Annotated in this window: 21 protein-coding genes, 1 tRNA gene and 2 pseudogenes; 17 read left to right on the forward strand and 7 right to left on the reverse strand. The window is 61.0% G+C overall.

Annotation, left to right across the window (positions count from 1 at the left end; translation table 11 throughout):
* Positions 1-83: 83 nt before the first annotated feature.
* Complete coding sequence (locus HMPREF9695_RS17860) at positions 84-725, reverse strand: GNAT family N-acetyltransferase (RefSeq protein ID WP_006022298.1); 642 nt, start codon at positions 723-725, stop codon at positions 84-86.
* Between the two features lie 87 nt (positions 726-812).
* Positions 813-1,025 (reverse strand): DUF1127 domain-containing protein, encoded by a 213-nt coding sequence (locus HMPREF9695_RS17865; protein WP_006022299.1) that lies wholly within the window; start codon positions 1,023-1,025, stop codon positions 813-815.
* Positions 1,026-1,137: 112 nt separating this feature from the next.
* Here HMPREF9695_RS17865 and HMPREF9695_RS17870 point away from each other — a divergent pair, with 112 nt between their 5' ends.
* A complete protein-coding gene (locus tag HMPREF9695_RS17870; protein WP_006022300.1) occupies positions 1,138-2,025 on the forward strand; it encodes a transcriptional regulator GcvA in 888 nt (295 codons plus the stop codon).
* A 217-nt stretch (positions 2,026-2,242) separates the two neighbouring features.
* Here the strand turns inward: HMPREF9695_RS17870 and HMPREF9695_RS17875 are convergent, their stop codons facing one another.
* Positions 2,243-2,839 (reverse strand): cation efflux transmembrane domain-containing protein, encoded by a 597-nt coding sequence (locus HMPREF9695_RS17875; protein WP_006022301.1) that lies wholly within the window; start codon positions 2,837-2,839, stop codon positions 2,243-2,245.
* A 61-nt stretch (positions 2,840-2,900) separates the two neighbouring features.
* On the opposite strand from HMPREF9695_RS17875, the gene HMPREF9695_RS17880 reads away from it, so the two are divergent.
* Both HMPREF9695_RS17880 and dmeF read left to right on the forward strand, forming a co-directional pair.
* The gene (locus HMPREF9695_RS17880) at positions 2,901-3,179 is read left to right on the forward strand and encodes a metal/formaldehyde-sensitive transcriptional repressor (RefSeq protein ID WP_006022302.1); all 279 of its coding nucleotides are present in this window, start codon (positions 2,901-2,903) and stop codon (positions 3,177-3,179) included.
* The gene (gene dmeF / locus HMPREF9695_RS17885; protein WP_006022303.1) at positions 3,176-4,123 is read left to right on the forward strand and encodes a CDF family Co(II)/Ni(II) efflux transporter DmeF; all 948 of its coding nucleotides are present in this window, start codon (positions 3,176-3,178) and stop codon (positions 4,121-4,123) included. The genes HMPREF9695_RS17880 and dmeF overlap by 4 nt, the downstream gene beginning before the upstream one ends.
* 91 nt (positions 4,124-4,214) lie before the next feature.
* On the opposite strand, the pseudogene HMPREF9695_RS25885 reads toward dmeF, so the two are convergent.
* A pseudogene (locus tag HMPREF9695_RS25885) lies at positions 4,215-4,709 on the reverse strand (cupin domain-containing protein); the annotation flags it as partial.
* 601 nt (positions 4,710-5,310) lie between these two features.
* Between HMPREF9695_RS25885 and HMPREF9695_RS17900 the strand changes: the two are divergent.
* The 5 genes from HMPREF9695_RS17900 (at position 5,311) to poxB (ending at position 11,764) form a co-directional block, all read left to right on the forward strand.
* Positions 5,311-6,642 (forward strand): epoxide hydrolase family protein, encoded by a 1,332-nt coding sequence (locus HMPREF9695_RS17900; RefSeq protein ID WP_006022306.1) that lies wholly within the window; start codon positions 5,311-5,313, stop codon positions 6,640-6,642.
* A gap of 53 nt (positions 6,643-6,695) precedes the next feature.
* Positions 6,696-8,750 carry an FUSC family protein gene (locus HMPREF9695_RS17905; RefSeq protein ID WP_041712643.1) on the forward strand — a complete coding sequence of 685 codons (2,055 nt, stop codon included), beginning with the start codon at positions 6,696-6,698 and terminating at the stop codon, positions 8,748-8,750.
* Entirely contained in the window at positions 8,747-8,956 is a 210-nt protein-coding gene (locus HMPREF9695_RS17910; RefSeq protein WP_006022308.1) for a DUF1656 domain-containing protein, read from the forward strand. Before HMPREF9695_RS17905 ends, HMPREF9695_RS17910 begins: the two co-directional genes overlap by 4 nt.
* Positions 8,953-9,939 carry an efflux RND transporter periplasmic adaptor subunit gene (locus HMPREF9695_RS17915; RefSeq protein WP_006022309.1) on the forward strand — a complete coding sequence of 329 codons (987 nt, stop codon included), beginning with the start codon at positions 8,953-8,955 and terminating at the stop codon, positions 9,937-9,939. Before HMPREF9695_RS17910 ends, HMPREF9695_RS17915 begins: the two co-directional genes overlap by 4 nt.
* 88 nt (positions 9,940-10,027) lie before the next feature.
* Positions 10,028-11,764, forward strand: coding sequence for a ubiquinone-dependent pyruvate dehydrogenase (gene poxB / locus HMPREF9695_RS17920; RefSeq protein ID WP_006022310.1), 1,737 nt, complete (start codon positions 10,028-10,030; stop codon positions 11,762-11,764).
* Between the two features lie 355 nt (positions 11,765-12,119).
* On the opposite strand, the gene HMPREF9695_RS17925 is transcribed toward poxB, so the two are convergent.
* Positions 12,120-13,457, reverse strand: coding sequence for an aminotransferase-like domain-containing protein (locus HMPREF9695_RS17925; RefSeq protein ID WP_006022311.1), 1,338 nt, complete (start codon positions 13,455-13,457; stop codon positions 12,120-12,122).
* A gap of 189 nt (positions 13,458-13,646) precedes the next feature.
* Here HMPREF9695_RS17925 and HMPREF9695_RS17930 point away from each other — a divergent pair, with 189 nt between their 5' ends.
* The 4 genes and pseudogenes from HMPREF9695_RS17930 to HMPREF9695_RS25890 all read left to right on the forward strand — a co-directional run.
* Positions 13,647-14,405 carry a sulfite exporter TauE/SafE family protein gene (locus tag HMPREF9695_RS17930; RefSeq protein WP_006022312.1) on the forward strand — a complete coding sequence of 253 codons (759 nt, stop codon included), beginning with the start codon at positions 13,647-13,649 and terminating at the stop codon, positions 14,403-14,405.
* A 271-nt stretch (positions 14,406-14,676) separates the two neighbouring features.
* Positions 14,677-17,478, forward strand: coding sequence for a helix-turn-helix transcriptional regulator (locus HMPREF9695_RS17935; RefSeq protein ID WP_006022313.1), 2,802 nt, complete (start codon positions 14,677-14,679; stop codon positions 17,476-17,478).
* A 104-nt stretch (positions 17,479-17,582) separates the two neighbouring features.
* Positions 17,583-18,194: a helix-turn-helix domain-containing protein gene (locus HMPREF9695_RS25305; protein WP_006022314.1), complete on the forward strand. Its 612-nt coding sequence runs from the start codon at positions 17,583-17,585 to the stop codon at positions 18,192-18,194.
* A 547-nt stretch (positions 18,195-18,741) separates the two neighbouring features.
* Positions 18,742-18,958, forward strand: a pseudogene (locus HMPREF9695_RS25890) (hypothetical protein); the annotation flags it as partial.
* A gap of 204 nt (positions 18,959-19,162) precedes the next feature.
* On the opposite strand, the gene HMPREF9695_RS17950 reads toward HMPREF9695_RS25890, so the two are convergent.
* Together HMPREF9695_RS17950 and HMPREF9695_RS17955 are read right to left on the reverse strand one after the other, a co-directional pair.
* Positions 19,163-19,239: transfer RNA gene (locus HMPREF9695_RS17950), tRNA-Arg, on the reverse strand.
* Between the two features lie 120 nt (positions 19,240-19,359).
* Entirely contained in the window at positions 19,360-20,838 is a 1,479-nt protein-coding gene (locus HMPREF9695_RS17955) for an ATP-binding protein (protein ID WP_006022315.1), read from the reverse strand.
* A gap of 326 nt (positions 20,839-21,164) precedes the next feature.
* On the opposite strand from HMPREF9695_RS17955, the gene rpmH reads away from it, so the two are divergent.
* The 5 genes from rpmH (at position 21,165) to HMPREF9695_RS17980 (ending at position 24,686) form a co-directional block, all read left to right on the forward strand.
* Entirely contained in the window at positions 21,165-21,299 is a 135-nt protein-coding gene (gene rpmH, locus HMPREF9695_RS17960) for a 50S ribosomal protein L34 (RefSeq protein WP_008542748.1), read from the forward strand.
* A 42-nt stretch (positions 21,300-21,341) separates the two neighbouring features.
* Positions 21,342-21,689, forward strand: a complete 348-nt coding sequence (gene rnpA, locus HMPREF9695_RS17965) for a ribonuclease P protein component (protein ID WP_006022316.1) — start codon at positions 21,342-21,344, stop codon at positions 21,687-21,689.
* A gap of 54 nt (positions 21,690-21,743) precedes the next feature.
* The gene (yidC, locus tag HMPREF9695_RS17970) at positions 21,744-23,576 is read left to right on the forward strand and encodes a membrane protein insertase YidC (RefSeq protein WP_006022317.1); all 1,833 of its coding nucleotides are present in this window, start codon (positions 21,744-21,746) and stop codon (positions 23,574-23,576) included.
* A 64-nt stretch (positions 23,577-23,640) separates the two neighbouring features.
* Positions 23,641-24,306 carry a ribosome biogenesis GTP-binding protein YihA/YsxC gene (gene yihA, locus HMPREF9695_RS17975; RefSeq protein WP_006022318.1) on the forward strand — a complete coding sequence of 222 codons (666 nt, stop codon included), beginning with the start codon at positions 23,641-23,643 and terminating at the stop codon, positions 24,304-24,306.
* Positions 24,306-24,686, forward strand: a complete 381-nt coding sequence (locus HMPREF9695_RS17980) for a DUF423 domain-containing protein (RefSeq protein WP_006022319.1) — start codon at positions 24,306-24,308, stop codon at positions 24,684-24,686. The genes yihA and HMPREF9695_RS17980 overlap by 1 nt, the downstream gene beginning before the upstream one ends.
* The last annotated feature ends 7 nt before the right edge of the window (positions 24,687-24,693 follow it).

Genomic DNA, 24,693 nt, shown 5'->3' on the forward strand with positions numbered 1-24,693 from the left:
CGCCTTTTGAACACTATTCGATCCGGAGGAGGGCATACAAGCCGACGGCGCGCGAGGCGCGCCGGGGCCATAACATCAGGACATCAGTGCACAGCCAGCAGCGCTTCGTTCGGTAGCCAGCCCGCCATCGCGGCCTGCTTCCAGCTCGCACAAGGTATCTCGGCGGCGCGATGCAACGGCTTCTCGAACCGCACCTGCCGCCAGTCGCTGGGGGCTGCCATGAAAGAGTAACCGGCCTTGCGCGCGAGCCCGATCATCTGCTCGTTGTTGCGGAAGGTTTCGCCGAACAGACGCGATGCACCGAGCGCCGCCGCGCGGCATTCGAGATTCGACAGGATGGCGGAGCCGATGCCCTGGCCCTGCCAGGGGTCACCAATCGACAGTCCGAATTCAGTTTTCTGCGTTTCCGGGTCGTAGCTGTAGCGGGACTCGCCGACAATGGTCTCGACACCGTCGACCTTCATTTCGGCGATGACCGCAAAACGGCTGGCCTCGCCAATATGAAGCGCCTTGTCGAGTTCCGACGGCGGCAACTCGCTCGCGGCGCCCATCAGCCGATTGTAACGTGACTGGCGCGACAGCGAGCGGAAGTAGAACAGCAGCCCGTCAGCATCTTTTGGCTCGATAAAGCGAACCGTCAGCGGCTTGCCGTCTTTCAGCCGGACAACATCGGTGTAACGGCCGAGGTTGCTCAGGACAAAGCGATGATCAGGTTCGGCCTGCATGACGCGCTCCATCGGCTTCATATGAGAGGAAAAAGCGAGTCTGATCCGGGGAGGAGGACAAGGGCGGATCAGACTCGCGTCAGGCGCTTACTCGCGCCAGAAGGGCTTGCCGGCTTCGTAGGCGAAGTCGCTCCAGCTCGCGCCGACGTCGTGAAAGTCCCTGTCGCTGAGGCGGGCCAGTTCTGCCCGGCGCTTGGAGCGCTCGGCCCAGGTGTGGAACAGGTCGGAGATCGCAGCGGCGACCGGGTGCATCGTTGAGTGATGATGATTTGTCATCAAATTGGTGGTGTAAGCAGACATCGTAGCCTCCTGAAATAAATCTGATGGTGCGAATATCGGCGCGCGACCCCCCATTGACAAACGATAGCTTGTCCCCTGTAATATGAGATAATCTCATGCGTTAGAGGCGCCGATGACCGCCAGACTTCCTTCCCTGAACGGTTTGCGCGCTTTCGAGGCCGCCGCACGGCACCTCAGCTTTACCCAGGCCGCGCAGGAGCTGAACGTCACCCAGACCGCCATCAGCCACCAGATCCGGCGGCTGGAGGAAGAACTCGGCATCCGGCTGTTCATCCGGCAAAGCCGCGCGCTGGCGCTGACGCCGCAGGCCGCCGAGTATCTGCCGGGCATCCGTGCCGCGTTTCAGGATTTGCGCACCGCCACCGACCGCCTGCTGCGTAAGGGCGACGATCGCGTGCTGACGATCAGCACCCTGACATCGCTCGCGGTGAAATGGCTGCTGCCCAGATTGTCGTCCTTTCAGGAACAGCATCCGGAGATCGACGTTCGCATCACCACCTCGACCGAACTGGTGGATTTCCGCACCAGCAATGTCGACGCGGCGATCCGGTACGGACAGGGACGATGGCCGGGGCTGGACGCCGAGTGGCTGATGGCCGAACATCTGTTTCCGGTTTGCAGCCCGAAACTCCTGACTGGCGAACGCGCGCTGCGGCGGCCGGAAGACCTGGAGCATGCCACCCTGCTGCATACGTCCAGCACCATCGACGACTGGCGCCTTTGGCTCACCGCAGCTGGCCTGCCCGCGCACCTGTCGCAAAACCGCGGGCTGACATTCGATCTGGCCTTCATGACCATTCAGGCCGCCATCGACGGTCTCGGCGTTGCCATGGGTCACACCGCCTATGTCGCGGACGACGTTGCGAATGGACGCCTGGTGGTGCCCTTCAATGTCTCCATGCCGTCGGCGGGCTACTACTTCGTGACGCCGCAAGACAGGCCGGCGACTCCGAAACTCAACCTGTTTCGGGACTGGCTGAGAACTGCAGCGAAGCAGTAACAGCCATGCCCACGAGATGGGTATGCTGACCTGTCGGCGATACTGGCGGTCATCATTGTCGTGCTGCTGGCGATCCAGCACGCATCGCTAGGCGGCTGATACGTCAAGCCGCCGAAAAACTTGTCGAGGCAGGATGGATACTTGCAGAGGTGCTTCGCAGCAGACCCACGTGTCGCTGCTTCAGCTACATACTCTCGATGTTCGGCCAACCTCGGGCTCAAGCAACAGCTTTGTGCTCTTCGCGCGCCGCTTCCCATACCTCGCGGGCCGCATCAATGTTCATGGCCGCAATCGCAACGCCGACGATCACGTCAGGCCAGACCGTTTGCCAAAGATAGGCTGTGACCAAGCCCGCCCCGATGATGGCAACATTGGCAACCGCGTCATTACGAGCGGAGAGGAAGGCCGCCCGCGTCAAGCTTCCGCTGTGAGAGCGGAACCGCGCCAGCAGGAAGGCGCAGAACAGATTGACGGACAATGCGCCAACGCCGGTGAGCGAAAGCGCGAACGGTTCGGGCGGGACCGGATATGCAAATTTACGCAAAAGCGCCCAGAGCAGCGCGAGGACCGGGACCAGAAGGATTCCGGCCATAGCCATGCCGACACGGGCGCGGGTCACAGCCGTCCAGGAAAGGGCAAAAAAGATCAGCAGATTAACCGAAGTATCTTCAAGAAAATCGACGCTGTCAGCAAAAAGCGAAACCGAGCCGATCGACAGCGCGACCGCAAACTCCACGCCGAAATAGGCAAGGTTGAGCAGGGCGACAATCAGGACAACGCGGCGGAGGGGTGCGGTCGTGGGTTCAGATTGCATGCAATCTCCTTGGACATCCGATCGTTGCACAAATCCGCAAAATAGGGTATCCCCCTATACTATGGCTCATACCTCAAAAAATCAGGCCAAGCTGCTGGCGCGCGTTCGGCGCTTAAAGGGCCAGATCGAAGCCATTGAGCGCTCCCTGGAGGCTGAAGCTCCCTGCGGCGAGGTGCTGAACCTCGTAGCCTCGGTGCGCGGCGCGGTGACCGGTCTCACAGCCGAACTGATCGAGGACCATATCCGAGAGCATGTTTCCAACCCTGACAAGGACGGCAACGCTGCTCGCGCCCAAGGCGCGGCCGAACTGATTGAAGTCGTGAGGACGTATTTAAGATGACTGATCTGCAGGCCAGACTTTCCAGCCCCCACGACCACGTTTTCCTTGGCGATAACCACGAGCGAAACGAGCGTCGCACTTGGCTGATAATTGCCATCACGGCAACGATGATGGTGGTCGAGATTACGGCAGGCTCGATTTACGGTTCCATGGCCCTTGTCGCGGATGGCTGGCACATGTCCACCCACGCGGCCGCTATGCTGATCGCCGCACTTGCTTATTTCTACGCCCGCAAGAACGCGCGAAACCCGCGCTTTACGTTCGGCACCGGAAAGCTTGGCGACCTCGCCGGCTTTGCAAGTGCCGTCGTGCTGGCACTTATTGCTTTGCTAATCGGCTGGGAAAGTCTGTTGCGCCTTTACAGCCCCGTCGCGATTGACTTTCCTCAAGCGATCACGGTTGCTGTAATCGGTCTCGGTGTAAATCTGCTTTGCGCGTGGTTACTGCGCGACGACCACGCGCACCATCATCATGGGCACGGCCATGATCACGATCATGACCATCACGCCCATGCACCAGCGAGCGACAACAATTTGCGCGCGGCGTATCTGCATGTTCTGGCGGATGCCCTGACTTCGGTTCTGGCGATTGCCGCGCTTGTGCTCGGCGCTCTCTATGGCTGGAACTGGATGGACCCGGCGATGGGAATTGTCGGCGGGCTTGTCATAGCGCGGTGGTCATGGGGCCTCATTCGCGACGCGGGCGGAGTTTTACTCGACTATCTGCCCGCCGACGAGGAATTGCCGGTAGAAATCCGTGAGGCAATTGAGGTCAATGGCGACCAGATTGCCGACCTACATGTCTGGCAGCTTGGCCCGGGCCATCATGCAGCCATCGTGTCGATTCGCTCGGCAGTTCCGAAGGAGCCGTCCGCCTATCGCGATAAGCTGGTTCATATTCACGAACTGTCGCACGTAACCATAGAGGTAGAGAAGGCCGCGTAGCAGTTGAGACGTACTTTGGCCGTGGCCTCTGTCCCACAAGGGAAAGATCGATCCATTTGTGCGTCGACTCCTTGGGCCAGGGCTTGTCGCCAATCGTCTGGATCGAATGACCATGTCCCTTCGGGAAGTACCAGAGGTCACCCGGTCCATAGTTGTTGATCTCGCCTGCTCCCGACGGGTCGAGAACCTCCGTCTGGCAGCGGCCGTCGATCACGAAGGCCCATTCTGCTGCGATCGCATGCCAGTGCAGTTCGCGAGACGCACCGGGATCGAGGAACATGTGGACGCACGCGATCCCCTTGCTGATAGGGAACTGGTGGACGGTGGCTTCTTTCGCCCAGCCGCCGGAGGTCACTTTCGGAATGTTGCCGTCGAGCGAGAAGCGGAAATCGGGAAGCGCGGCCACATCCTTCGGATCGTGATAGGTGACTTTTTCGCCCGGCGGCAGCTCGACCGCTTGCCGTGCGATGCCCCCGTCACCCGCCTTGAACTGGGATGACGCGGCTTGTGCGTTCGTAAGTGCAGACGCCGTCAAAAGACCTCCGGCGCTGGCAGCAAGGACATGGCGGCGTGACATAGGGTTCATGACATTCTCCTGTGTTCAATCGTGGGGCCGCAACTGCGGCAGCTATTCCGTCAGGAGATGATAGGCGGGTGAGCGATCAACGCCTTTGCAAGGCATGCTGTCGCTTTGTCATTCCTTGCCTCATGAATCCGCGGATGGAGCAGACGCAAAAGCCAGGTTCGAGAGCGCATCACGATTTCCCGCCGGACTTCACGACGATCTTCGACAGCAATTGGTGACAACAGCCCGGCAATTCGTGCAAAGCCGCGGCAGAAAAGACCTCACATATACGAACGACCGAACCATTCGATCGCCGGCCAATCACGCCAGGAGATAGTCGTGTCGTTCTTCCGATCCCAACACGAGTACGCTGACCGAATTCGCATCTTCACGCGCTGCATGCATAGCGACCTGATCTGTTCGATCAACGCAGTCTTGGTCGCCATCCAAATGAGGGATGTCGCCAGCTTGCTCGCCTTCGCAGCACGCATGACGAACCTTGCGGCGTCCCTGGCGATGCCGCGCCGGAACGCCACAGGGCGGGATCGATCTGCGTACATGCAGCCTCCTCTCGCTCATTCGCCAGTTTTGCTCACAGCCAGTTCTGGACCAGGAGATATCCATGACTACGAACTCGAACAATGAAGTCATCAACCACGATCGCCGCCGGCTTTTAGGGACCGCTGCAATCGGCATCGCATCCCTCAGCGCATCAAGTCTGCTTTCATCCGGAGCATCTGCCGTCGCGGCTGAAATCAATGAAGCCGTTCGCCCGTTCCGCATTGACATTCCCGAAGAGCAGATTGCCGATCTCCGGCGGCGCATCGCAGCGACACGCTGGCCCGACAGGGAGACGGTCGCTGACGATTCCCAGGGCGTGCAGCTCAAGACTGTTCAACAGCTCGCACAGTACTGGTACGCCCACCATGACTGGAGGAAGGTCGAGGCGCGGCTCAACAGCCTGCCGCAGTTCATCACTGAGATCGACGGACTCGATATTCACTTCATCCACGTTCGCTCGAAGCATTCGAATGCGCTGCCGATGATCGTCACCCATGGCTGGCCGGGCTCGATCATCGAACAGATGAAGATTATCGAACCGCTGACCAACCCGACGGCCCATGACGGGACCGCGGCGGATGCGTTCGACCTCGTCATCCCCTCGCTTCCCGGACACGGATTTTCCGGCAAGCCGACGGAGCCCGGATGGACTCCCGTTCGCATTGCGCGTGCATGGACGACCCTGATGCGGCGGCTCGGCTACAAGCAGTTCGTGGCGCAGGGTGGGGATTGGGGTAATGCCGTCTCGGAAACGATGGCATTGCAGGAGCCGGTAGGGCTGATCGGCATTCACACCAACATGCCGGCGACAGTTCCGCCCGAGGTTTCGAGAGCCCTGTCGTTCAACCAGGCGCCGCCTGCCGGTCTTACCGGCGAGGAGAAACAGGCATGGGATCAACTCGACGTCTTCTACAAGAAGGGGTTGGGTTACGCCATCGAGATGTCGAATCGTCCGCAGACCCTCTACGGGCTGGCCGATTCGCCTGTCGGGCTCGCAGCCTGGATGCTCGATCATGACGCCCGCAGCGAGGAGATGATTACCCGCGTCTTCAACGGACAGAAGGAAGGACTCTCGCGCGACGATGTTCTCGACAACATCACCCTCTACTGGCTCACCAACACCGCTGTCTCATCAGCCCGCCTCTACTGGGACACGCATCAGGTCTCGACCGCCGGCTTCTTCGATATCAGAGGCGTCAAGATTCCCGTCGCAGTCAGCGCATTCCCGGACGAGATCTACACCGCGCCCCATAGCTGGGCCAAGGACGCCTATTCCAGGCTCATTCACTACAACAGGATGAGCAAGGGCGGCCACTTCGCCGCGTGGGAGCAACCCGAACTCTTTGTCGACGAAATGCGTACGTCGTTCCGTTCGCTCCGAAACGCTTCGTAGTTCAACCGGCGGCGCGAGCGAATGCCGCGCCGCCATTTCACACATGTTCCATCATGAACCGGATTTCGGCATTCTGCGCCCGACATGCAGCGCTCGCTTTCGCGCTGAGGACATTTGCGGCAGCAATGCTGGCATTCTCCCTCGCGCTTCTGCTGGAAATGCCGCGTCCCTACTGGGCGATGGCTTCCGTCTACATCACATCAAGCCAGCTCATCGGAGCGACGTGGTCCAAGGCCGTCTATCGCATGCTTGGAACACTGATAGGAGCTGCGGGGACGATCTTGCTGATTCCGAACCTCGTGAATGCCCCCGAACTGCTCAGCATAGCTATCGCGCTCTGGGTCGGCGTCTTCCTCTACCTGTCGCTGATCGACGGAACGCCGCGCAGCTACGTCTTCATGCTGGCGGGCTACACGGTCGCGCTCCTTGGATTTCCGATCCTTTCCACACCGCAACTGACATTCGATATCGTGTCCGCCCGCGTGCAGGAAATCCTGCTTGGCATCGCCTGCGCCAGCGTTTTCTCGATCCTTGTGCTGCCCCGGACCGTCGCCGCCACGATTGCAGCGAAGGCGGACGCATGGCTCGACGGCGCACGCCGGCTCGCCATCGATACGCTGACTCGCCGCGACAACAATCAGGAGCGCGACAGCCAGCGGATGCAGCTCGCGGCAGCCGCCTCGGAAATCGACCAGCTCAGCCGGCACCTCGGCTACGAGGTTTCCACATCCGCAAACATCGCGCGGGGCTTGCAACGGCTTCAGCAACATATGCTGTGGCTTCTTCCTCTGCTGGCGGCCATCGAGGATCGTCAGACAGGAATCGCCTCACATGCGGAAGCCTCCGCGCGCATGGCTGCGCTCAGCGCGAGAGTCGCGAACTGGCTCGCCCACAGCGGTCAGGCAGGACAGGAAGCAACGCAATTGCGCAGCTCGCTTGGCGAGGAGCTTTCGCAACTCGATGCGGACGCCACATGGGTCAACGCCATGACAGCCGCATATGCTCTACGGCTGCGTAATCTCATTGAAATCACGCTGGATTGCCAGCTCCTGCGCAACGCGATTGCCGACGGCAGCGATCCGGACCTCCTGCCGCTCGCCTTCATTCCCGACACATGGACCGCTTCCATCCAGCACCGCGACTACCGGCTTGCGCTGTGGAGCGCGGCCACGGCCGCGTTTTCGATCCTTGCCTGTTGCACGTTCTGGATCGCCACGGGCTGGGTCGACGGAGAATCAGCCGCGATATTCGCGGCCGTCGTCGGCAGCCTGTTTGCCGGCGTGGACGATCCGCTTCCGACATACCGCAACTTCTACAAGATCATCCTGCTGGTCATTGCAGTCAACGGAATCTACATGTTCGGCATATTGCCGCGGATCACAACTCTCGAGATGCTGATCGCCGCGCTGATGCCGGCATTCGTGCTGTTCGGCTGGATGTCGGCACGCCCGGCCACTGCACGCGCCGGCACCTTTCTTGCCATCTTCACCTCGGTACAACTGGCGCTGAATTCATCTTACACCGGCGATTTCGCGTCCTTTGCCAACGGCAGCGTATCGCTCTTTTTTGGCGTCGTGCTCACCGCCATTGTCAGCGGAATTGTCCGTCTGTCCGTTTCGGAGTGGGTGGCGGAACGCCTGCTCTCCAGCAACTGGAAGACGCTGGCCACGGTCACCCAGGGCTGGACGTGGCAGCAAAGCGTGGCCATCGCCAGCCTTATGCAGCACCGCCTGACCCTGCTGGCCGCGCGGATCACAGTGGTTCCTGCCGAGGCAAGGAGCAACGCCGCCCATCTTCGTCAGCTTCGCACCGCCTTGAACATCATTGATCTGCGGCGAGCGAATCCCGAACTGTCATACCACGCAAGGCGAATGATCGATGCCCTCCTCGATCGCCTCGGATCGGTTTTCCGAACTCAAACAGCCGGGCGGCTTTCGAGTGAACTGGTTGGTCCGCTCGATGACGCGATTGCGATCACGTTGCAGGAAGTCGCGAGTCCGGCGCGCAATGAAGCGCTCATCGCTCTCACAGGCATGCGTTTCGGACTATTTCACGAAACGCCGGAGTATGAGCCGCATGAACCTCAAGAGATGAGATTGATCGCATGAAATACGAACTTGATCTCTTCGGCGTCGTCATTCCCAGCCTGCTGTTCTGGGGTGTGGTTGCAGGCGCGCTCACACGCATCGCCAGCAAGTTGCTGATGCGCGCCGGAGTCTACAGAGCGGTCTGGCATCCGGCGCTGTTCGATTTCGCACTCTATGTCTGCATGGTCACCGGCCTTGTGTTCGTTTCCAAGGAGTTTCTGTCATGAGCATCTTTATGCATCTGCTGCGCCGCTTCACTCTGACCGGGGCGATGATGGCTCTCGCGCTCTGGTCCGGCTACAAACTGTGGGACTACTATTTCGACGCGCCCTGGACCCGCGACGGTCACGTTCGCGCCGATGTCGTGCCCATTGCTCCCGATGTCTCCGGCTTCGTCACTGATGTCCTCGTCAAGGACAATCAAAAGGTCCGGCGGGGCGATGTGCTCTTCCGGATAGATCGGGCGCGCTATGCCATTGCGCAGGCCCAGGCGGTAGCCGTGCTGGAAGGCAGGCGCGCAATGCTCGAACAGGCCAATGCCGACCTGAAGCGCTACAGCGCCCTCACTCCCGACGTCGCCGTCACCAAGCAGAAGCTGGATCAGGTCGTTGCCACCCAGGGTTTTGCGAAGGCAGCCTACGACCAGGCCGTCGCGGACCTCAGCCTTGCCAAGCTGAACCTTGAGCGCAGCGAGGTGCGGGCCTCCGTCAATGGCGTCGTCACCAACATGGAGCTGAGACCGGGGACCTATCTCGCTTCCGGAAAAGGCGTGATGGCGCTGCTCGATTCGGACACGCTTCGCGTCGAAGGCTATTTTGAGGAAACCAAGCTGGCGCGTATCCGTGCAGGCGACGCTGCCAATGTGCGGCTGATGGGCAGTGACCATACGCTGCGCGGAAGCGTGGAAAGCGTAGCGGCGGGTATCGAGGATCGGGATCGGAGTGCGGGAAGCAGCCTCCTTGCCAATGTCAATCCGACATTCAACTGGGTGCGGCTGGCGCAACGAGTTCCGGTTCGGATCGCGCTCGACGACGCCGCGCGCAGCGAACTTGTTTCCGGAGCGACAGCGACAGTGGAAGTACTCGGATCGAACACCGGCGGCTTGAAGCCCGTCAAGGTTCGCGACGAACGATGCGAACCTCATTCGGGTCACAGCCGGATCGTCCCCGTGCGGCTGGATCAGGTCATGAGCACCTACCAGGAGCGCTAACCCAACGGAACGTCAAACAGTTCATTTCGTCCTGCACACAGGACATGTGTACAGCCGCATCGCATCAGAGACGTAAAGGAAATCAGCCATGACACGCACAGTTGCAGATCAGTTCGCCGAAACGCTTGCCGCAGCAGGGGTCAAGCGCATCTACGGCATTGTCGGCGACAGTCTGAACGGCCTCACCGATTCGATTCGCCGCCAGGGAAAGATCGAGTGGATTCACGTCCGGCATGAAGAGGTTGCGGCCTTCGCCGCCGGCGCGGAGGCCCATCTGACCGGAGAAATCGCTGTCTGCGCCGGAAGCTGCGGACCGGGCAACCTCCATCTCATCAACGGCCTGTTCGATTGCCATCGCTCTCGCGTGCCGGTGCTGGCGATCGCCGCGCACATTCCGTCCGCGGAGATCGGTGCATCCTATTTTCAGGAGACCCATCCCGAGTCCCTGTTCAAGGAATGCAGCCATTATTGCGAGCTGGTCTCCGGCGCCAATCAGATGCCGCGCACGCTCGAAGTCGCGATCCGCGAGGCGGTCGGCAAGCGCGGCGTTTCGGTTGTAGTGATTCCGGGCGACGTCGCGCTGCAGCCCGCCACCGACGTGCCGCTGTCCAAGGCCGCAGCACTTCGCCCGCCGCAGCCGTTGACGGTGCCGCCGGCCGCCGATCTCGATCGTCTGGCGACCATGCTGAATGACGGCGCGCGGGTGACAATTCTCGGCGGCTCCGGTTGCGCCGGGGCACATGAAGAATTGCTGGCGGTTGCCGAAAGGCTGCAGGCGCCTGTCGTCCACGCCCTGCGCGGAAAGGAGCATATCGAATGGGATAATCCATACGATGTCGGCATGACCGGCCTGATCGGCTTTTCGTCGGGCTACTATGCCATCCGCGACTGCGACGTCCTTCTCATGCTCGGCACGGACTTTCCATACCGGCAGTTCTATCCGGAAGGAAACAACGTTCAGATCGCGCAGGTTGACATTCGCCCCGAGAATCTCGGCCGCCGCGCGGCGGTCGACCTTCCTGTGGCGGGCGACATCCGCACGACCCTGCAAGCCTTGCTGCCGCGTCTCGAGCAGAAATCGGACCAACACCATCTCAAACAGGCTCAAAAGCACTACGCCAAGTCGCGTCGGCAGCTTGATGAACTGGCCGAGGTGAAATCGGGAAGACGACCGATCCATCCGCAGCAGATTGCAAAGGCCATCAGCGACCATGCAACGGAAGATGCAATTTTCACTTGCGATGTCGGCCTGCCGACCGTATGGGCGGCTCGCTATCTGACAATGAATGGCAAGCGACGGCTGCTCGGCTCGTTCTGGCATGGCTCGATGGCCAACGCCATGGCGCAGGCCATCGGCGCGCAAGCTGCATTTTCCGGCCGACAGGTGATCTCGCTGTCCGGCGACGGCGGCTTCTCCATGCTGATGGGTGATTTCCTGACCCTCGCGCAGCTCGGATTGCCGGTGAAGGTTGTGGTCTTCAACAACAGCGCGCTCGGCTTCATTGAACTGGAGCAAAAGTCGACCGGTTTCCTGAATTTCGGAACCGATTTCAAGAATCCGAATTTCGCCGTCATGGCTGAAGCGGTCGGCATACGCGGCATTCGCCTCGAAGATCCATCGGAGGTCGAACAGGGTATCGCCGAAGCGCTCGCATATGATGGGCCTGTTCTGATCGATGCCGTGGTCAGCCGGACTGAACTCGCCATGCCGCCCTCCATTACGATCGAAATGGCAAAAGGGTTCTCGCTATACATGGCCAAGGCGATCATCAGCGGGCGCGCCGACGAAGTCATCGACCTCGCCAAGACAAATCTGTGGCGCTGAGAATTTGATCTATGGGTCGCGAGGCCGCGAAGCGAAGCGCGGCGAATTTAAGTCGCCGCCAGCTACAGTGACGTGATGGACGCCGGCAGTTGCTCTCCTGCCGGCGATTTCAATAGCTCGCTTCAAATAAAGAACCCGCCCAGCTGGGAGCTGAGCGGGCCAAGTCTAGGGAGGGACGCCAGTTGGGGACTGGCGAGAGCTAAAATATCCGGTCTGTTGCTTCTGCCAAGTGCGGGGCGACGTAGTGAGCAATTTGTGCAAACGAACCCGGCACCTGAGCAAGCAATGACAATGACCGTTATCGGCATCTCAATTTCCAAACAACTCGGCGCGCAAGTATTGCGTGAGACAACGATCATTCGGTCGAGTCGAAATCGCTCTCGCCGGCGTTCAGCATCGACGCCAATGTGCCAAGCCCTGCATCGAGTTGATCCATTGTCGGAGACGCCAGCGCGAGCCTGACCGCGTTGGGCGCATGGCCAGGCGTCGCTGCGAAAGTCGTCGATGGCGTCAGCGCGATGTCGCGCCTTGCTGCGGCGGTGACCAGTGTTTGCGAGCGCCAGTGCGAAGGCAGCGTCAGCCAGAGGTGATAGCAATTCTCATTCGTCTGGATTTCAAAATCTGAAAGACGATCGGCCGCCAGCTTCTGGCGTGCGCGCGCATCGAGACGTTTCAGCCTTATCAGTTCGGCGACGGTGCCATCGCCCATCAGCCGCTGCGCGGCGGCAAACGCAAAACCCGAGGCGATCCACCCGCCTGAACGCACCGAAGCCATGATGCTTTCGCGCAGCCGTGGCGGCGAAACGATGAAGCCCAGGGTCAGGCCCGGCGCGACTTTCTTGGACAGACTGTCGATGACAATGCAGGTTTCAGGCGCCAGCACCGCGAGCGGCGGCTGTCTGTCGAGAAAGCCATATACATTGTCCTCGATCACCGGAAGATTGAGCTTCTGCACAACGCGCAAAAGCTCCGCGCGGCGGGCTTGCGGCATTGTGATGCCTAGCGGATTCTGAACCGCCGGCTGAACGTAAATGGCGGAGAGATTGTTTTCGCGGTGCGCCTTCTGCACCGCGTCCGGACGCACACCGCTTTCATCCATCGCCAGCGGCACCAGAGAAATGCCGAGCCGTGCGGCAATGCCCTTGATGAAGGGATAGGTCAGCGCCTCGACGCCGCAGCGGCTGCCGGTGGGCACAATCGCGGCAAGTGCAGCGGCAATGCTTTGCCGCCCGTTGCCGGTGAAGACGAGTTGATCGGGCGAGGGCGACCATCCGCCTTGCGCCAGATGGGCAGCGGCGATGCGCCGGATCGCCGGTGATCCGCTGCTGGTGCCTTGTCCCAAAGCCGCGTCGAGCGCCACGGGCTTTTCCAGCCCGTCCAGGCTTTTCGCGATCATCGCCGTCTGGCCGGGAAGCAGCGGATAATTGAACTCGAGATCGATCCGGATGCCGCGCGGCTCGTTCTGGGTGGATGCGCCGCGCCTGGCCGAGATGAAGGTGCCCCTGCCCACCTCGCCCACCACAAGACCACGGCGCAACAGTTCGGTGTAAACGCGGCTCGCGGTCGATACGGCGATCTTGCGCTCATAGGCAAAGTTGCGCTGGGGGGGGAGACGGTCGCCCGGCTTGAGGACGCCCTCGGCAATTTCGGCTGCGATCGCATCAGCCAGCTTCAGATATTCCGACTTCGACATTATTGCACCGAGATCAATTTTAATATTGCACCGATACATATATCAGAACATTGTATCTCCATCAATTCGATTGTCCTGATCCGCAAAGGCCGCAGCGGCACGCTTCCTGAGCGTTTCGCCGAGGGATTTGCTTTGCCTCGCAAGCAAGAGAGCCGAGGCACCGTCCGATCGCTACCACGGAGCAATGCCATGGAACTGACAGTTGTCACGATCTTGGTCGCCTTCGCCGGCGTGTTCCTGATCGCCTTCATGCGCGGCGCATTCGGCGGCGGCTTCGCCATCATCGGCATCCCGCTGCTGTCGCTGGTCATGGACCCGGTCACCGCCGGCGGCCTGCTCGCGCCGCTCTTTATCGCGATGGATCTCTATGCACTGCGCTACTGGAAGCCTTCGACCTGGTCGAAGCCGGATCTGGTGGTCCTCGTGCCGGCGCTCGTGATCGGGATCGGATGTGGCTATCTGCTGTTTCGCGTGCTCGACCATCGTGCCATCGCAATCATGATGGCCATCATTACGCTGGCCTTCGTCGCTCTCTGGCTACTGCGGGGCGCGGACGTGACAACGCAGCCGCGGTCGACACCAAAGGCGATCGCGGCCGGCTTTACATCCGGAATCACAACCATGGTGGCCCATTCGGGCGGACCGCCGCTTGCGATGTATCTGCTCCCGCTCGGCCTCAGCAAGGCCATCTACGCAGGCACTACAAGCATGTTCTTCACTGTCGGCAACGCGATCAAGGCGGTGCCGTGGCTGCTGATCGTGAAGCCGACGGAGAACGTCTGGATCCTGATGGGAATCTGCCTGTTTGCGATTCCACCAGGCATCTGGGTCGGATGGCGGCTACATGGTGCGCTGGATCAGCGGCAGATTTACCGGGCCTGCTATGGATTACTGACAGTGACGGCGATGAAGCTGCTGTGGGACGGCGTGTCGGGTTATCTCGTGTGATGCTCTCGTGTCCTGCTCGCGTCTCATGTGCGCCTGCGCCGCGAAACCGGTCACGCGGCGCCAAGGAGTTTGCGGCGAGTGCCGTTGATCTGTTGTGACATGCTCATTTCCCCCGGTTTCGCGGTCCGGCACTTTACCCGATCCGGCAAGGATCGTCTCAGATGTATGAACGATTGTCAGCGGCAGCTTTGCTGCGGTTGCCAAAGTCTTTTCATTCATTGCTGCTCATGCGACGCTCCCTTCCAACCCGGTGGACGATCTAGGAATTGGTATGGCGAAACGGGCCAAAAACAAGGCGTTCTCACAGAGAAAACAGCTCACCAACGCTGCAGGATCGAAGCCTTTGTCTTTGCGCGGACGGGCTGCTGAAGTCGCATTGATTGATCAGTTGCTCGATAGGATCGACGACGGCGGATCGACCCTGGTGTTCAGCGGAGCACCGGGGATCGGAAAATCCGCACTGCTTGAAGAAGCCAAAAGCCGGGCCCGGCAGCGAGACATTACCGTTCTGACGATGACGGGCGTGCTCGCGGAAGTTCATCTGCCGTTCGCCGGTCTCGAGCAGGCCCTGCGCCCGCTAATGAAGCAAACGAAATCTCTGGCCCCTCATCAACGATCCGCGTTGCTCAATGCGTTTGGAATGAGAGACGATGCCACCTCGCCCGACATCTGGTTGGTGGCGCTTGCGACCCTCACGCTCCTGACCGGCGGCGCGACCAAAGAGAGATTCCTGCTCGTCGCTGACGACGCTCAATGGCTGGATCAGGCGACGCGCGAGGTGCTGTCCTTCGTGTCGAGGAGATTGAGTTCGGATTCCATAGTCCTGTTGCTGGCCGCGCGCGAGGGCTGCGATGTTTCATTCGGGGACATCGGCGCGTTACACCATGTGATTTCTGCGCTTGACCACGCCGATGCCGCCGACTTGCTGGAAGCCAAGGCACCCGGCCTCTCCGACGATCTGCGCAGCCGGTTCTTGAGGGAAGCGGCGGGCAATCCGTTGGCCCTGGTGGAATTGCCGCGCGGGTTTCGAGCCGACAATGATCACGATATCCCCTGGCTTCCGCTGACCGAGAGGCTCGAGCGCAGCTTCTCGAGCCGACTGTCCGAGCTTCCTGACGTGACCCGGACGCTCCTGCAGATTGCCGCCGAGAACGACGGAATCTCGCTGCATGAAATCATGCACGCCTGTGGAGTCCTGCTCGCGCGCGACGTCGATATTGCTGATCTCTCTCCCGCAGTCTCCGCCAAACTGATCGACTTCGATGGCGTCGAGGTGCGGTTCCAGCACCCTCTTGTCAGGTCCGCTATCCACCAGGTCACCGACCATGCAACCCGCCAGCGTGTTCACGCGGCACTCGCGGCTGTCATCGAGGATCAGGACCGGCAGCTTTGGCATCGTGCTGCCGCGACGATCGGCCCGGACGACGAACTCGCCGCTGAATATGATCAGATGGCGGAGCGCGCCCAGCGGCGCCGAGCCGTTTCTACCGCGATCCAGACGCTGCAAATCGCGGCGAAGTTGAGCAGCACGGCCGGGGCGCGAAGGGAGCGTCTTCTGCAGGCTGCCGAGCTGGCAGCCGATATCGGCCAGCCTGATTTGCTTGAGCAGCTTCTGCGCGGGGCCGAGGTTGACGAGTCGGATAAACTCGGCGCCGTGCGCGTTGCCTGGTGCCGCGAATTGAGCCAGACGTCGTTGGCCTGCGACTTGGGAAAAATCCTGCTTCTGGTGGATATCGCCGATCAGGCACATGTTTTGGGCGCAAAGGATCTGGCAATCAATCTTCTGTGGCGTGCTGCGCAACGCTGTTGGTGGAGCAACGCAGATGCCGATGTCTGCGCAAGAATCCTTGCTGCTGCGGACAGGTTGGGATTGCCGGACCTCGATCCGCGCTACATCGCAATCGCCGCCTACGCCGAGCCGCTGCGGCAGGGAAGCAATGTCTACGCAAAACTGGCATCGGTTTCGCACAAGGGGGCGGGCGATCCCTATGTCGCCCGCATTCTGGGAAGCACGGCCAATGTAATCGGCGCGTTCGATCTTGGCGGGAGCCTGCTGGCGGCGGCCAGTGAGGAGCTTCGCAAACAAGGGCGGATCAGCGACCTCGCGCGCGTCCTGTTCGCCCAGGCATGGGCCGAAATGGAAACCGGCGACTGGGTCGGCGCAATGAGAGAGGCTGAGGAATCGGTTCGCTTTGCAGAAGAGACCGGCAGTCCGTTGTGGGCGGCGGCGGCGATAGTCGTAAAGGCGAAGGTCGCGGGTATGCAGGGCAATCTGGAGCAATCCGAAGCCTATGCGACTGACGCGGAGCGCCTGGCCTTGTCGATCGGCGCCAGCTTTCTCCTGGCGATGCTGCAACTGGCGCGAGGCGTCGCTGCCATCGGCGCCGGCCGGCATGCGGAGGCGTTCGAGCATCTGCGGCGGATGTTCACGCCGGCCGATCCGGCCTTTAGCACCGGCCTGCAGTTTTTTGCGCTGGCTGATTTCGTGGAAGCGGCTGTCAACTCCAATCAATCGCAGATTGCCCGTGACGTTATCAGCGAGATCGAACGCGTCTCTGCCCCGGGACCCGTGCCATGGCTCGAAACGATGCTGTGTTACGCCAAAGCGCTGCTCGCGGCGAACGAGGACGCGGAGCAATCGTTCCTGAAGGGCCTCGGACCGGCGGCAAAGAACTGGCCATTCTTGCGGGCCCGCATTCTGCTCGGTTACGGCGCCTGGCTGCGCCGACAGCGCAGGTCCGTCGGTGCCCGTGCTCCGCTTCGCGAGGCACGCGATATCTTCGACGCGCTCGGCGCCTTGCCCTGGGGAGCACGCGCGCGAGAAGAACTGAGAGCATCCGGCGAAGCAAGCCTGCGCCGGTCAGAGCAGATTTGGGAAAACCTCACGCCGCAAGAGCTGCATATCGCCCAGCTCGCCGCTCAGGGGCTTTCGAACAAGATGATCGGGGCCAGACTTTATCTGTCTCACCGGACCATTGGTTATCATCTGCTGCGGGTCTTCTCGAAGACCGGAATCTCTTCCAGATCGGGCCTGGCATCCATCCTCTCGACAGCCGGTAACGCGGTATCCTGACCTGCCGGTCACCGGACTGGTCATTTGACGGATGCCGCGCAATCGCCCGGCCCTCTACCTTCTGCATGCAAAGGCAAATTCGCTAGCACCGGCAGGAGGCTACTTTGGAAGCAAAGCAGACGCATTCAACGGCTGTTGGCCACCACGACGAGAACGAATCCCAATGGCACGAGACGCAAGCCGATACCAAAGTATATGCCGGTGTCGGCGGCCACGGATCGCCGGTCACACGCCAAACCGGCAATCTCTCAATCGAGCTCCTGACCGAGCGCATCGCGGCAAGATTGTCACAATCCGGTTTCGATAAGGCAGCTCGCCAGCCGGCCGTTTCCTTCTCAAGCGAAGGGCTCGATCGCCGCAGGTTGATCCGGGTGCTTGACCACATCGAGACGAACCTTGAAAACGACATCGACCTCGACGACCTGGCTTCGGTCGCCTGTCTCAGCCGGTTTCACTTCTCCCGGAGATTCAAGCAGGCCCTTGGCTGCTCGCCGGTTCGCTATCTCGGCATGCGGCGCTTCGAGCGGGCCAAGGCCTGGTTGAGCCAGGGTGAGCGTTCTCTGGTTGATATTGCACTGACCTTGGGTTTCTCCAGTCAGGCCAATTTTATACGCGCCTTCAAGCGCGCGACAGGGATGGCTCCTGGCAAGTATCGTCAGCAGTGCGGCTGGCAGAAAACACTGCTCATTCCGGGCGGATTTCAAGCAATCCAATGACCCTTGAGCAGCAGGTGTACGTCGCACGCTTGTCAGGCCATCTCACACGCAGGCCTTCACCTTCGATTGCCAGAACTGTTGCAGGGCATGGCGGCAACCTGCTCGCAGGATGCCGGCTGCAAACATCGCAGCATCCCTACGCAACAACCGACAACGGCTCGGCAACGCCGGCAAAGCCAACGACGTTCCCGCGGTCTATGACCCAAATCAGAGTCATTCCGCATTGTCAGGTCTGGTTGTGATGCCGCTACGTCAATACTTCTGTGGTGTGGGAGGCATTCTTCTCGCCGCGCTGCTTGCTGCCAACATCGGCCTTTCGGCGTCATCCGCGCAGTTGCGCGCTGAAGTTCCCCTCAATGAGATCTTCAATCTCCAAATTCACTCCAGTCACAAATGGCCAGACAAGGTCATTCTTGTCGTCGCAGAACATCAACCGCTGCCAGTTGCCGAGACTCGTCGCAAGCAACACGCGACATCAACATGGCTATCCATTCAGAACAGCCAAACACCACGCGATGCATTCGCAGCACTGAACGATCCAAGCGCAGACGCGCCCGCTGACTACATTGCTGCGCAATAGCGCGGCATCTGTTGGGGTGCGGATTCCGATTACGCGGTTTGAAGGCAAGCGCAAGATAAGCGAGAATCGCTCAGAGGCTGATCGCGCCGGTGTTGCAGCGGGCCTCTCCGCAAACTGCAAGATCGGGAGGTTGCTTCGCTTGTTCTCAACCGGACATGATATGGCGCTTCTTTCAGCCAGGTGAACATTCGCAGACAAGCGGTATAACCAACCAACCGGCTCGAGGTCAGCGTTGAAGCCTGTCTGTTGAGATTGCCCATCAATGGCGAAGGGCGAAAGCACAACCGCCGATTTTACCGCACCCCAGCCCATACGCGGCGCGCCCAAAATCCCCCGAGTCATACTGGAAGGGTTCGGTATGCTGCATCTATTTGGTTTGATTGATAAATGGCGCGCCCGAAGAGATTCGAACTCCTGACCCCCAGATTCGTAGTCTGGTGCTCTATCCAGCTGAGCTACGGGCGCGCATTTCGCGGACTTGAGAGAGGCCGGAGGCCGGGCCGCGAAAGAGCGCCATAGCTACCGGCTCCGGGAAAGCTTTGCAAGATCGATAAGGCATGGATTTCGAGCCAAAACGGCAGTTTTTCAGGCCCGGGCCCGTGCATCTCGCAGACTGCGCAACTCCACGGCCCGATCCGGAATCGTGATTCGGAACGTGGCGCCGATGGTGCCGTCCACCAGATTGAGTTCGCCGCCATGCGCCCGGATCAATTCGGCCGCGATCGCCAGCCCGAGCCCGGTGCCGCCGTCCCGCGACGAGCCCTGAAACGCCTCGAACAGATGCGCCTTGGCCTTCTCCGGAATGCCGGGGCCGGTGTCCGAGATTTCAAGGATCGTCACCGCGCCCTCGCGCCGCCCGGTGAAGCGGATTTGCCGCGCAATTCCAAGATCGGATTTCTCGCTTTCCAGCGCCTGCGCGGCGTTGCGGACCAGATTGAGCAGCACCCGGAACAACTGGTCCGGATCGGCATCGACGGTCAGGCCACGTTCGATGGCGTTGATCCATTCGATCGACGTGTCGGAGCCGACCCCCGCTGATTCGCGGACCTCCCTCACCACCGGCTCGACCTGCACCATGCGGCGATCCGGCGGCGCTTCCTGCGCCTTGCCGTAGGACAATGTGGACTGACAGAACGCGATGGCGCGTTCCAGCGAGCGCATCAGCTTCGGAGCGAACCGCTGCACGCGCGGATCCGGCACGCTGGCGAGCTGGTCCGACAGCAATTGCGACGACGCCAGCAGGTTGCGCAGGTCGTGGTTGATCTTCGATACCGCAAGGCCGAGCGCCGCGAGATGGCTCTTCTGGTGCAGCATCGACACAAGGTCGCGCTGCATGTCCGACAGTTCGCGCTCCGCGAGGCCGATCTCGTCGGTGCGTTTCGACGGTTCGATAATGCGCGCGGTGCTTTCCGGATTTTCGTGAAACGCCACGAGATTTGCGGTAACCCGCCGCATCGGCCGCACGAACAGATGATGCAGGGCGTAGTAGATCAGGCCCGCGGTGATGCTGGTCATCACCAGCGACAGCAGCAGCACGTTGCGTGAAAAGCGGAACATCGCATCCCGCAGCGGCTTCTCGTCCACGACAACTTCGATGAACTGTCCGCTGCCGGGCGCGGGACCGATGACGCGCATCACCTCGTCGCCGCTGTCGAGCATGACCTGAAATGCATCGACGATCGCCGACCATGCACTCGTGTCGCGCATGTCGATGTCGTGGTCGATCTTGGCCGGCATATCGGCCGCCGCCAGGAGCCGCCGCTGCGATCCGCTTTTGATGGCTACTGCGCGCGCCCCGATGCTGGCGAGAATCTGCCGCGCCAGCGCATCGGGAACCATGCCGCTCGGGGCGGCGTCCAGCACCAGCGCGGCGGTGCTTGCCGCAGCCAGCCGGTCGTTCAGGCGGTTCACCCGGAAATTGGCGATGGACGGCACGTAGATCAGGATTTCAACGATCAGGATCAGCGGAATCGTCAGCAGCAACAGCTTTCCCGACAGCCCGAACCGCAGTCCGGGCCGGAGCTTTGTCAACGTCCGATCAGGTTCCTGGCCGGATACCGCCATTGAGTGATCGCCTGCCCATTTTTCATGATTTGCCGCCACAGGATGCGCCTGCCGACGGCCCGGGTCAAACCCCCGGAACTGTTATGGTTTAAGCCTCTGGCCGCGCTCCACAACCTGAGCGCGGTATAAAACCCCAAGATTGACGAAAACAGACCGCTCCCGTATAAGCCGCGCCAACTGTCCTCGATGGCCCGGCTTGACCGGGCCGGTTCATTTTGGACCGAAATTGGTCCACTTCAGGGCCGGCATCGCAGGATTTCATCTCATTATCGGCGAATTGCCTCCGACAAGCGGTCGGACGAGCATTTCGGTAGCGGAGAACGACCGTGAAGCGGACTTATCAACCCAGCAAACTGGTGCGCAAGCGCCGTCACGGCTTCCGTGCCCGTCTCGCGACCGCCGGCGGCCGCAAGGTTCTCGCCGCCCGTCGTGCCCGCGGCCGCAAGCGTCTGAGCGCCTGACCGACCTTACCCCGGGACCTTTCCCATGCGCCGGTTGAAATCATGGACCGGTTGAAGCAGCGCGCGGATTTCATCGCCGCGGCCAGCGGACCGCGCATGGCCAGCCCGGCCTTTGTGGTGCAAACGCGCCGCCGCGACGACAACGGCCCGGTCCGTGTCGGATTTACCGTTACCAAAAAAGTCGGCACCGCCACGGAACGCAACCGCGTCCGCCGCAGACTTCGCGAACTGGTGAAGCGGCTGGATGTCATATCCATGCGACCCCACCATGATTATGTGATAGTGGGCCGTCGAGCCGCGCTGGACCGCGGCTTTGAAACCATGTTCAACGATCTGCGCTCGGCGCTCAGCCGCCTCGAGCGCCAGACGCCCAAGCCGCCAGCGACCTGAAGCCACACACAGTCCTTTCCCGAACACGCCCGAGCGCATGACGAGACCTGAACGATGATCGAAAATCGCAATACCATCCTCGCCGTGATCCTGTCGGGCCTTGTGCTGATCGCATGGCAATATTTCTACAACATTCCGACCATGGAAAAGCAGCGCGCCGCGCAGCAGGCCGAGCTCGCGCAGAAGCAGGCCGCCAATCCGGCGACGCCCGCAACGACCACACCGGGTGCGAACCAGCCCACGCCCGCCGCTCCCGGCCAGCAGGCCGGCGCGCCGGCGACAGCCGCGCCAGTCCAGAGCCGCACCACTGCGATCGCCGCCGGACCTCGCGTGAAGATCGATACGCCCAGCATCAGCGGCAGCATCGCGCTGACCGGCGGGCGCATCGACGACGTCGCTCTGGTGAAATATCGCGAGACCGTCGATCCGAAATCGCCAGCCATTGAACTGTTCTCGCCGTCGGGCACCAAGGAGCCCTTCTACGCCGAGTTCGGTTTCGTGCCGGCCGCAGGCGCGACAACGAAGATGCCGGACAAGGACACCGTCTGGAAACAGGAAGGCGCAGGTTCGCTGACGCCGACCACTCCGGTCACGCTGACCTGGAACAACGGCCAGGGCCTGACCTTCAAGCGCACCATCTCGATCGACGACAAGTATCTGTTCACGATCAAGGACGACGTCTCCAACGTCGGCGACGCGCCGGTCACACTGTATCCGTTCGGCCTGATCTCGCGTCACGGCACGCCGCACGTCTCCGGCTACTACATCCTGCACGAAGGCCTGATCGGCGTTCTCGGCGATCAGGGCCTGCAGGAGTATGGCTACAAGAAAATGGACGACACCAAAGCGGTGGAGTTCAAGGTGACCAACGCCTGGATGGGCATCACCGACAAGTACTGGGCTGCGACGCTGCTGCCGAGCCCGAAGGCCAACGTGCAGGCGCGCTTCTCGTCCAACCTCGTCGGCACGCTGCGCACCTACCAGACCGACTACCTGCTCGATCCGATGACGATTGCGATCGGCGGCACCGCCAGCACGGCGACCAGCCTGTTCGCCGGTGCCAAGGAAAGCGCCACCGTCGACGCCTACGACAAACAGCTCGGCCTCAACAAGTTCGACCGCCTGATCGACTGGGGCTGGTTCTACTTCATCACCAAGCCGATGTTCTGGGCCATCGACTGGTTCTTCCACATTTTCGGCAACTTCGGTGTCGCCATCCTCGCGGTGACGGTGCTGGTCAAGCTGATCTTCTTCCCGCTCGCCAACAAGTCCTATGCGTCGATGGCGAAGATGAAGGCCGTGCAGCCGCAGCTTGCCGCGCTGAAGGACAAGTATCCCGACGACAAGATGAAGCAGCAGCAGGAGATGATGGAGATCTACAAGAAGGAGAAGATCAACCCGATCGCGGGCTGTCTTCCGATTCTGATCCAGATCCCGGTGTTCTTCTCGCTCTACAAGGTTCTGTTCGTCACCATCGAAATGCGGCACGCGCCGTTCTTCGGATGGATCAAGGACCTTTCCGCGCCCGATCCGACCAACCTGTTCAACCTGTTCGGTCTGTTCGCGTTCGATCCGACCCAGCTTCCGGTTCTCGGCTATTACCTGCATCTCGGCATCTGGCCGATCATCATGGGCATCACGATGTGGTTCCAGATGAAGCTGAACCCGACGCCGCCCGATCCGACGCAGAAGATGATCTTCGACTGGATGCCGCTGATCTTCACCTTCATGCTTGCGGGCTTCCCGGCCGGTCTCGTGATCTACTGGGCCTGGAACAACCTGCTGTCGGTGCTGCAGCAGAGCTACATCATGAAGAAGAACGGCGCGAAGATCGAATTGTTCGACAACGTGAAGTCTACCTTCGCGGGCAGCAAGAAAACGACTTAAGACCGTCTGAAACGCAAAACGCCCGGCGCATTCGCCGGGCGTTTTCACATTCGAGAACCTTCGCATGACCGATCAAACCGATGCGGAGCTGATTGAAGCCGGACGCAAGATCTTCGCCGGCAACTGGCAATTTTTCTGGGCCTCGCCGTCGATCGAAGCGCTCCCGCCCATGAAAGGCGTCGAAGTCGCGTTCGCCGGCCGCTCCAATGTCGGCAAATCCAGCCTCATCAATGCACTGACCGGCCGCAACGGGCTGGCGCGCACTTCGCACACCCCCGGCCGTACCCAGGAACTGATCTTCTTCGAAGGTCCGACACCTGCGGACGGCAAGGACGCCGGCCTGCGGCTGGTGGACATGCCGGGCTACGGTTATGCTTCCGCGCCAAAGGCCCAGATCGCATCGTGGACCTCGCTGATCCACAAATTCCTGCAAGGCCGCGCCAATCTCGCCCGCGTCTATGTGCTGATCGACTCCCGCCATGGCTTCAAGGATGTCGACAACGACGTGCTCAAGACACTCGACAAATCCGCCGTCAGCTATCAGGTGGTGCTGACCAAGGCCGACCAGGTGAAGAAGGCCGCGCTTGAGGAAACCATCGCCGCGACCAAGGCGGCGCTGTTGAAACATCCCGCGGCGTTTCCGGAAGTTCTGGTGACATCGTCGCGCACCGGCGACGGCATGCCCGAACTGCGTGCCGCCATGATCCGTCTTTTGAGAGAGCGAATCTGATGACCCAGACCGGTGTGTTGCGCCTCGCAGTTGTGCTCGCGGGGCTGATGGGGGCCGCCGGTGTCGCGCTGGCAGCCGCGTCCGCGCACCAGGCCGACGCCTCGCGGCTGGCTTCCGCCTCGTCGATGCTGCTGTTCCACGCCACTGCCGTGATCGGCGCCGCACTCCTGACCGGGCACGGCATCGCCCGGCGTGGTCTTGGGCTGACCGCGACCTTTGGTTTCATCGTGGGCTCAGCCCTGTTCGCCGGGGATCTGACAATGCGCCAGTATGCCGGTCATGGATTGTTCACAATGGCCGCACCGACCGGCGGCACACTCCTTATTCTGAGCTGGCTGGTGCTGGCGATCGCCGCAGCCTGGCCGCGTCGCGGGGCCTGACTTGCGC

This window comes from Afipia broomeae ATCC 49717, from assembly GCF_000314675.2.
In the GTDB taxonomy this organism is placed as follows: Bacteria; Pseudomonadota; Alphaproteobacteria; order Rhizobiales; family Xanthobacteraceae; genus Afipia; species Afipia broomeae.

Bases quoted from the DNA above. Each gene is read 5' to 3' on its own strand.
- HMPREF9695_RS17860 (WP_006022298.1), bottom strand. From the start codon at position 725: ATGCAGGCCGAACCTGATCATCGCTTTGTCCTGAGCAACCTCGGCCGT.
- HMPREF9695_RS17865 (WP_006022299.1), bottom strand. From the start codon at position 1,025: ATGTCTGCTTACACCACCAATTTGATGACAAATCATCATCACTCAACG.
- HMPREF9695_RS17870 (WP_006022300.1), top strand. From the start codon at position 1,138: ATGACCGCCAGACTTCCTTCCCTGAACGGTTTGCGCGCTTTCGAGGCC.
- HMPREF9695_RS17875 (WP_006022301.1), bottom strand. From the start codon at position 2,839: ATGCAATCTGAACCCACGACCGCACCCCTCCGCCGCGTTGTCCTGATT.
- HMPREF9695_RS17880 (WP_006022302.1), top strand. From the start codon at position 2,901: ATGGCTCATACCTCAAAAAATCAGGCCAAGCTGCTGGCGCGCGTTCGG.
- dmeF (WP_006022303.1), top strand. From the start codon at position 3,176: ATGACTGATCTGCAGGCCAGACTTTCCAGCCCCCACGACCACGTTTTC.
- HMPREF9695_RS17900 (WP_006022306.1), top strand. From the start codon at position 5,311: ATGACTACGAACTCGAACAATGAAGTCATCAACCACGATCGCCGCCGG.
- HMPREF9695_RS17905 (WP_041712643.1), top strand. From the start codon at position 6,696: ATGAACCGGATTTCGGCATTCTGCGCCCGACATGCAGCGCTCGCTTTC.
- HMPREF9695_RS17910 (WP_006022308.1), top strand. From the start codon at position 8,747: ATGAAATACGAACTTGATCTCTTCGGCGTCGTCATTCCCAGCCTGCTG.
- HMPREF9695_RS17915 (WP_006022309.1), top strand. From the start codon at position 8,953: ATGAGCATCTTTATGCATCTGCTGCGCCGCTTCACTCTGACCGGGGCG.
- poxB (WP_006022310.1), top strand. From the start codon at position 10,028: ATGACACGCACAGTTGCAGATCAGTTCGCCGAAACGCTTGCCGCAGCA.
- HMPREF9695_RS17925 (WP_006022311.1), bottom strand. From the start codon at position 13,457: ATGTCGAAGTCGGAATATCTGAAGCTGGCTGATGCGATCGCAGCCGAA.
- HMPREF9695_RS17930 (WP_006022312.1), top strand. From the start codon at position 13,647: ATGGAACTGACAGTTGTCACGATCTTGGTCGCCTTCGCCGGCGTGTTC.
- HMPREF9695_RS17935 (WP_006022313.1), top strand. From the start codon at position 14,677: ATGGCGAAACGGGCCAAAAACAAGGCGTTCTCACAGAGAAAACAGCTC.
- HMPREF9695_RS17955 (WP_006022315.1), bottom strand. From the start codon at position 20,838: ATGGCGGTATCCGGCCAGGAACCTGATCGGACGTTGACAAAGCTCCGG.
- rnpA (WP_006022316.1), top strand. From the start codon at position 21,342: ATGGACCGGTTGAAGCAGCGCGCGGATTTCATCGCCGCGGCCAGCGGA.
- yidC (WP_006022317.1), top strand. From the start codon at position 21,744: ATGATCGAAAATCGCAATACCATCCTCGCCGTGATCCTGTCGGGCCTT.
- yihA (WP_006022318.1), top strand. From the start codon at position 23,641: ATGACCGATCAAACCGATGCGGAGCTGATTGAAGCCGGACGCAAGATC.
- HMPREF9695_RS17980 (WP_006022319.1), top strand. From the start codon at position 24,306: ATGACCCAGACCGGTGTGTTGCGCCTCGCAGTTGTGCTCGCGGGGCTG.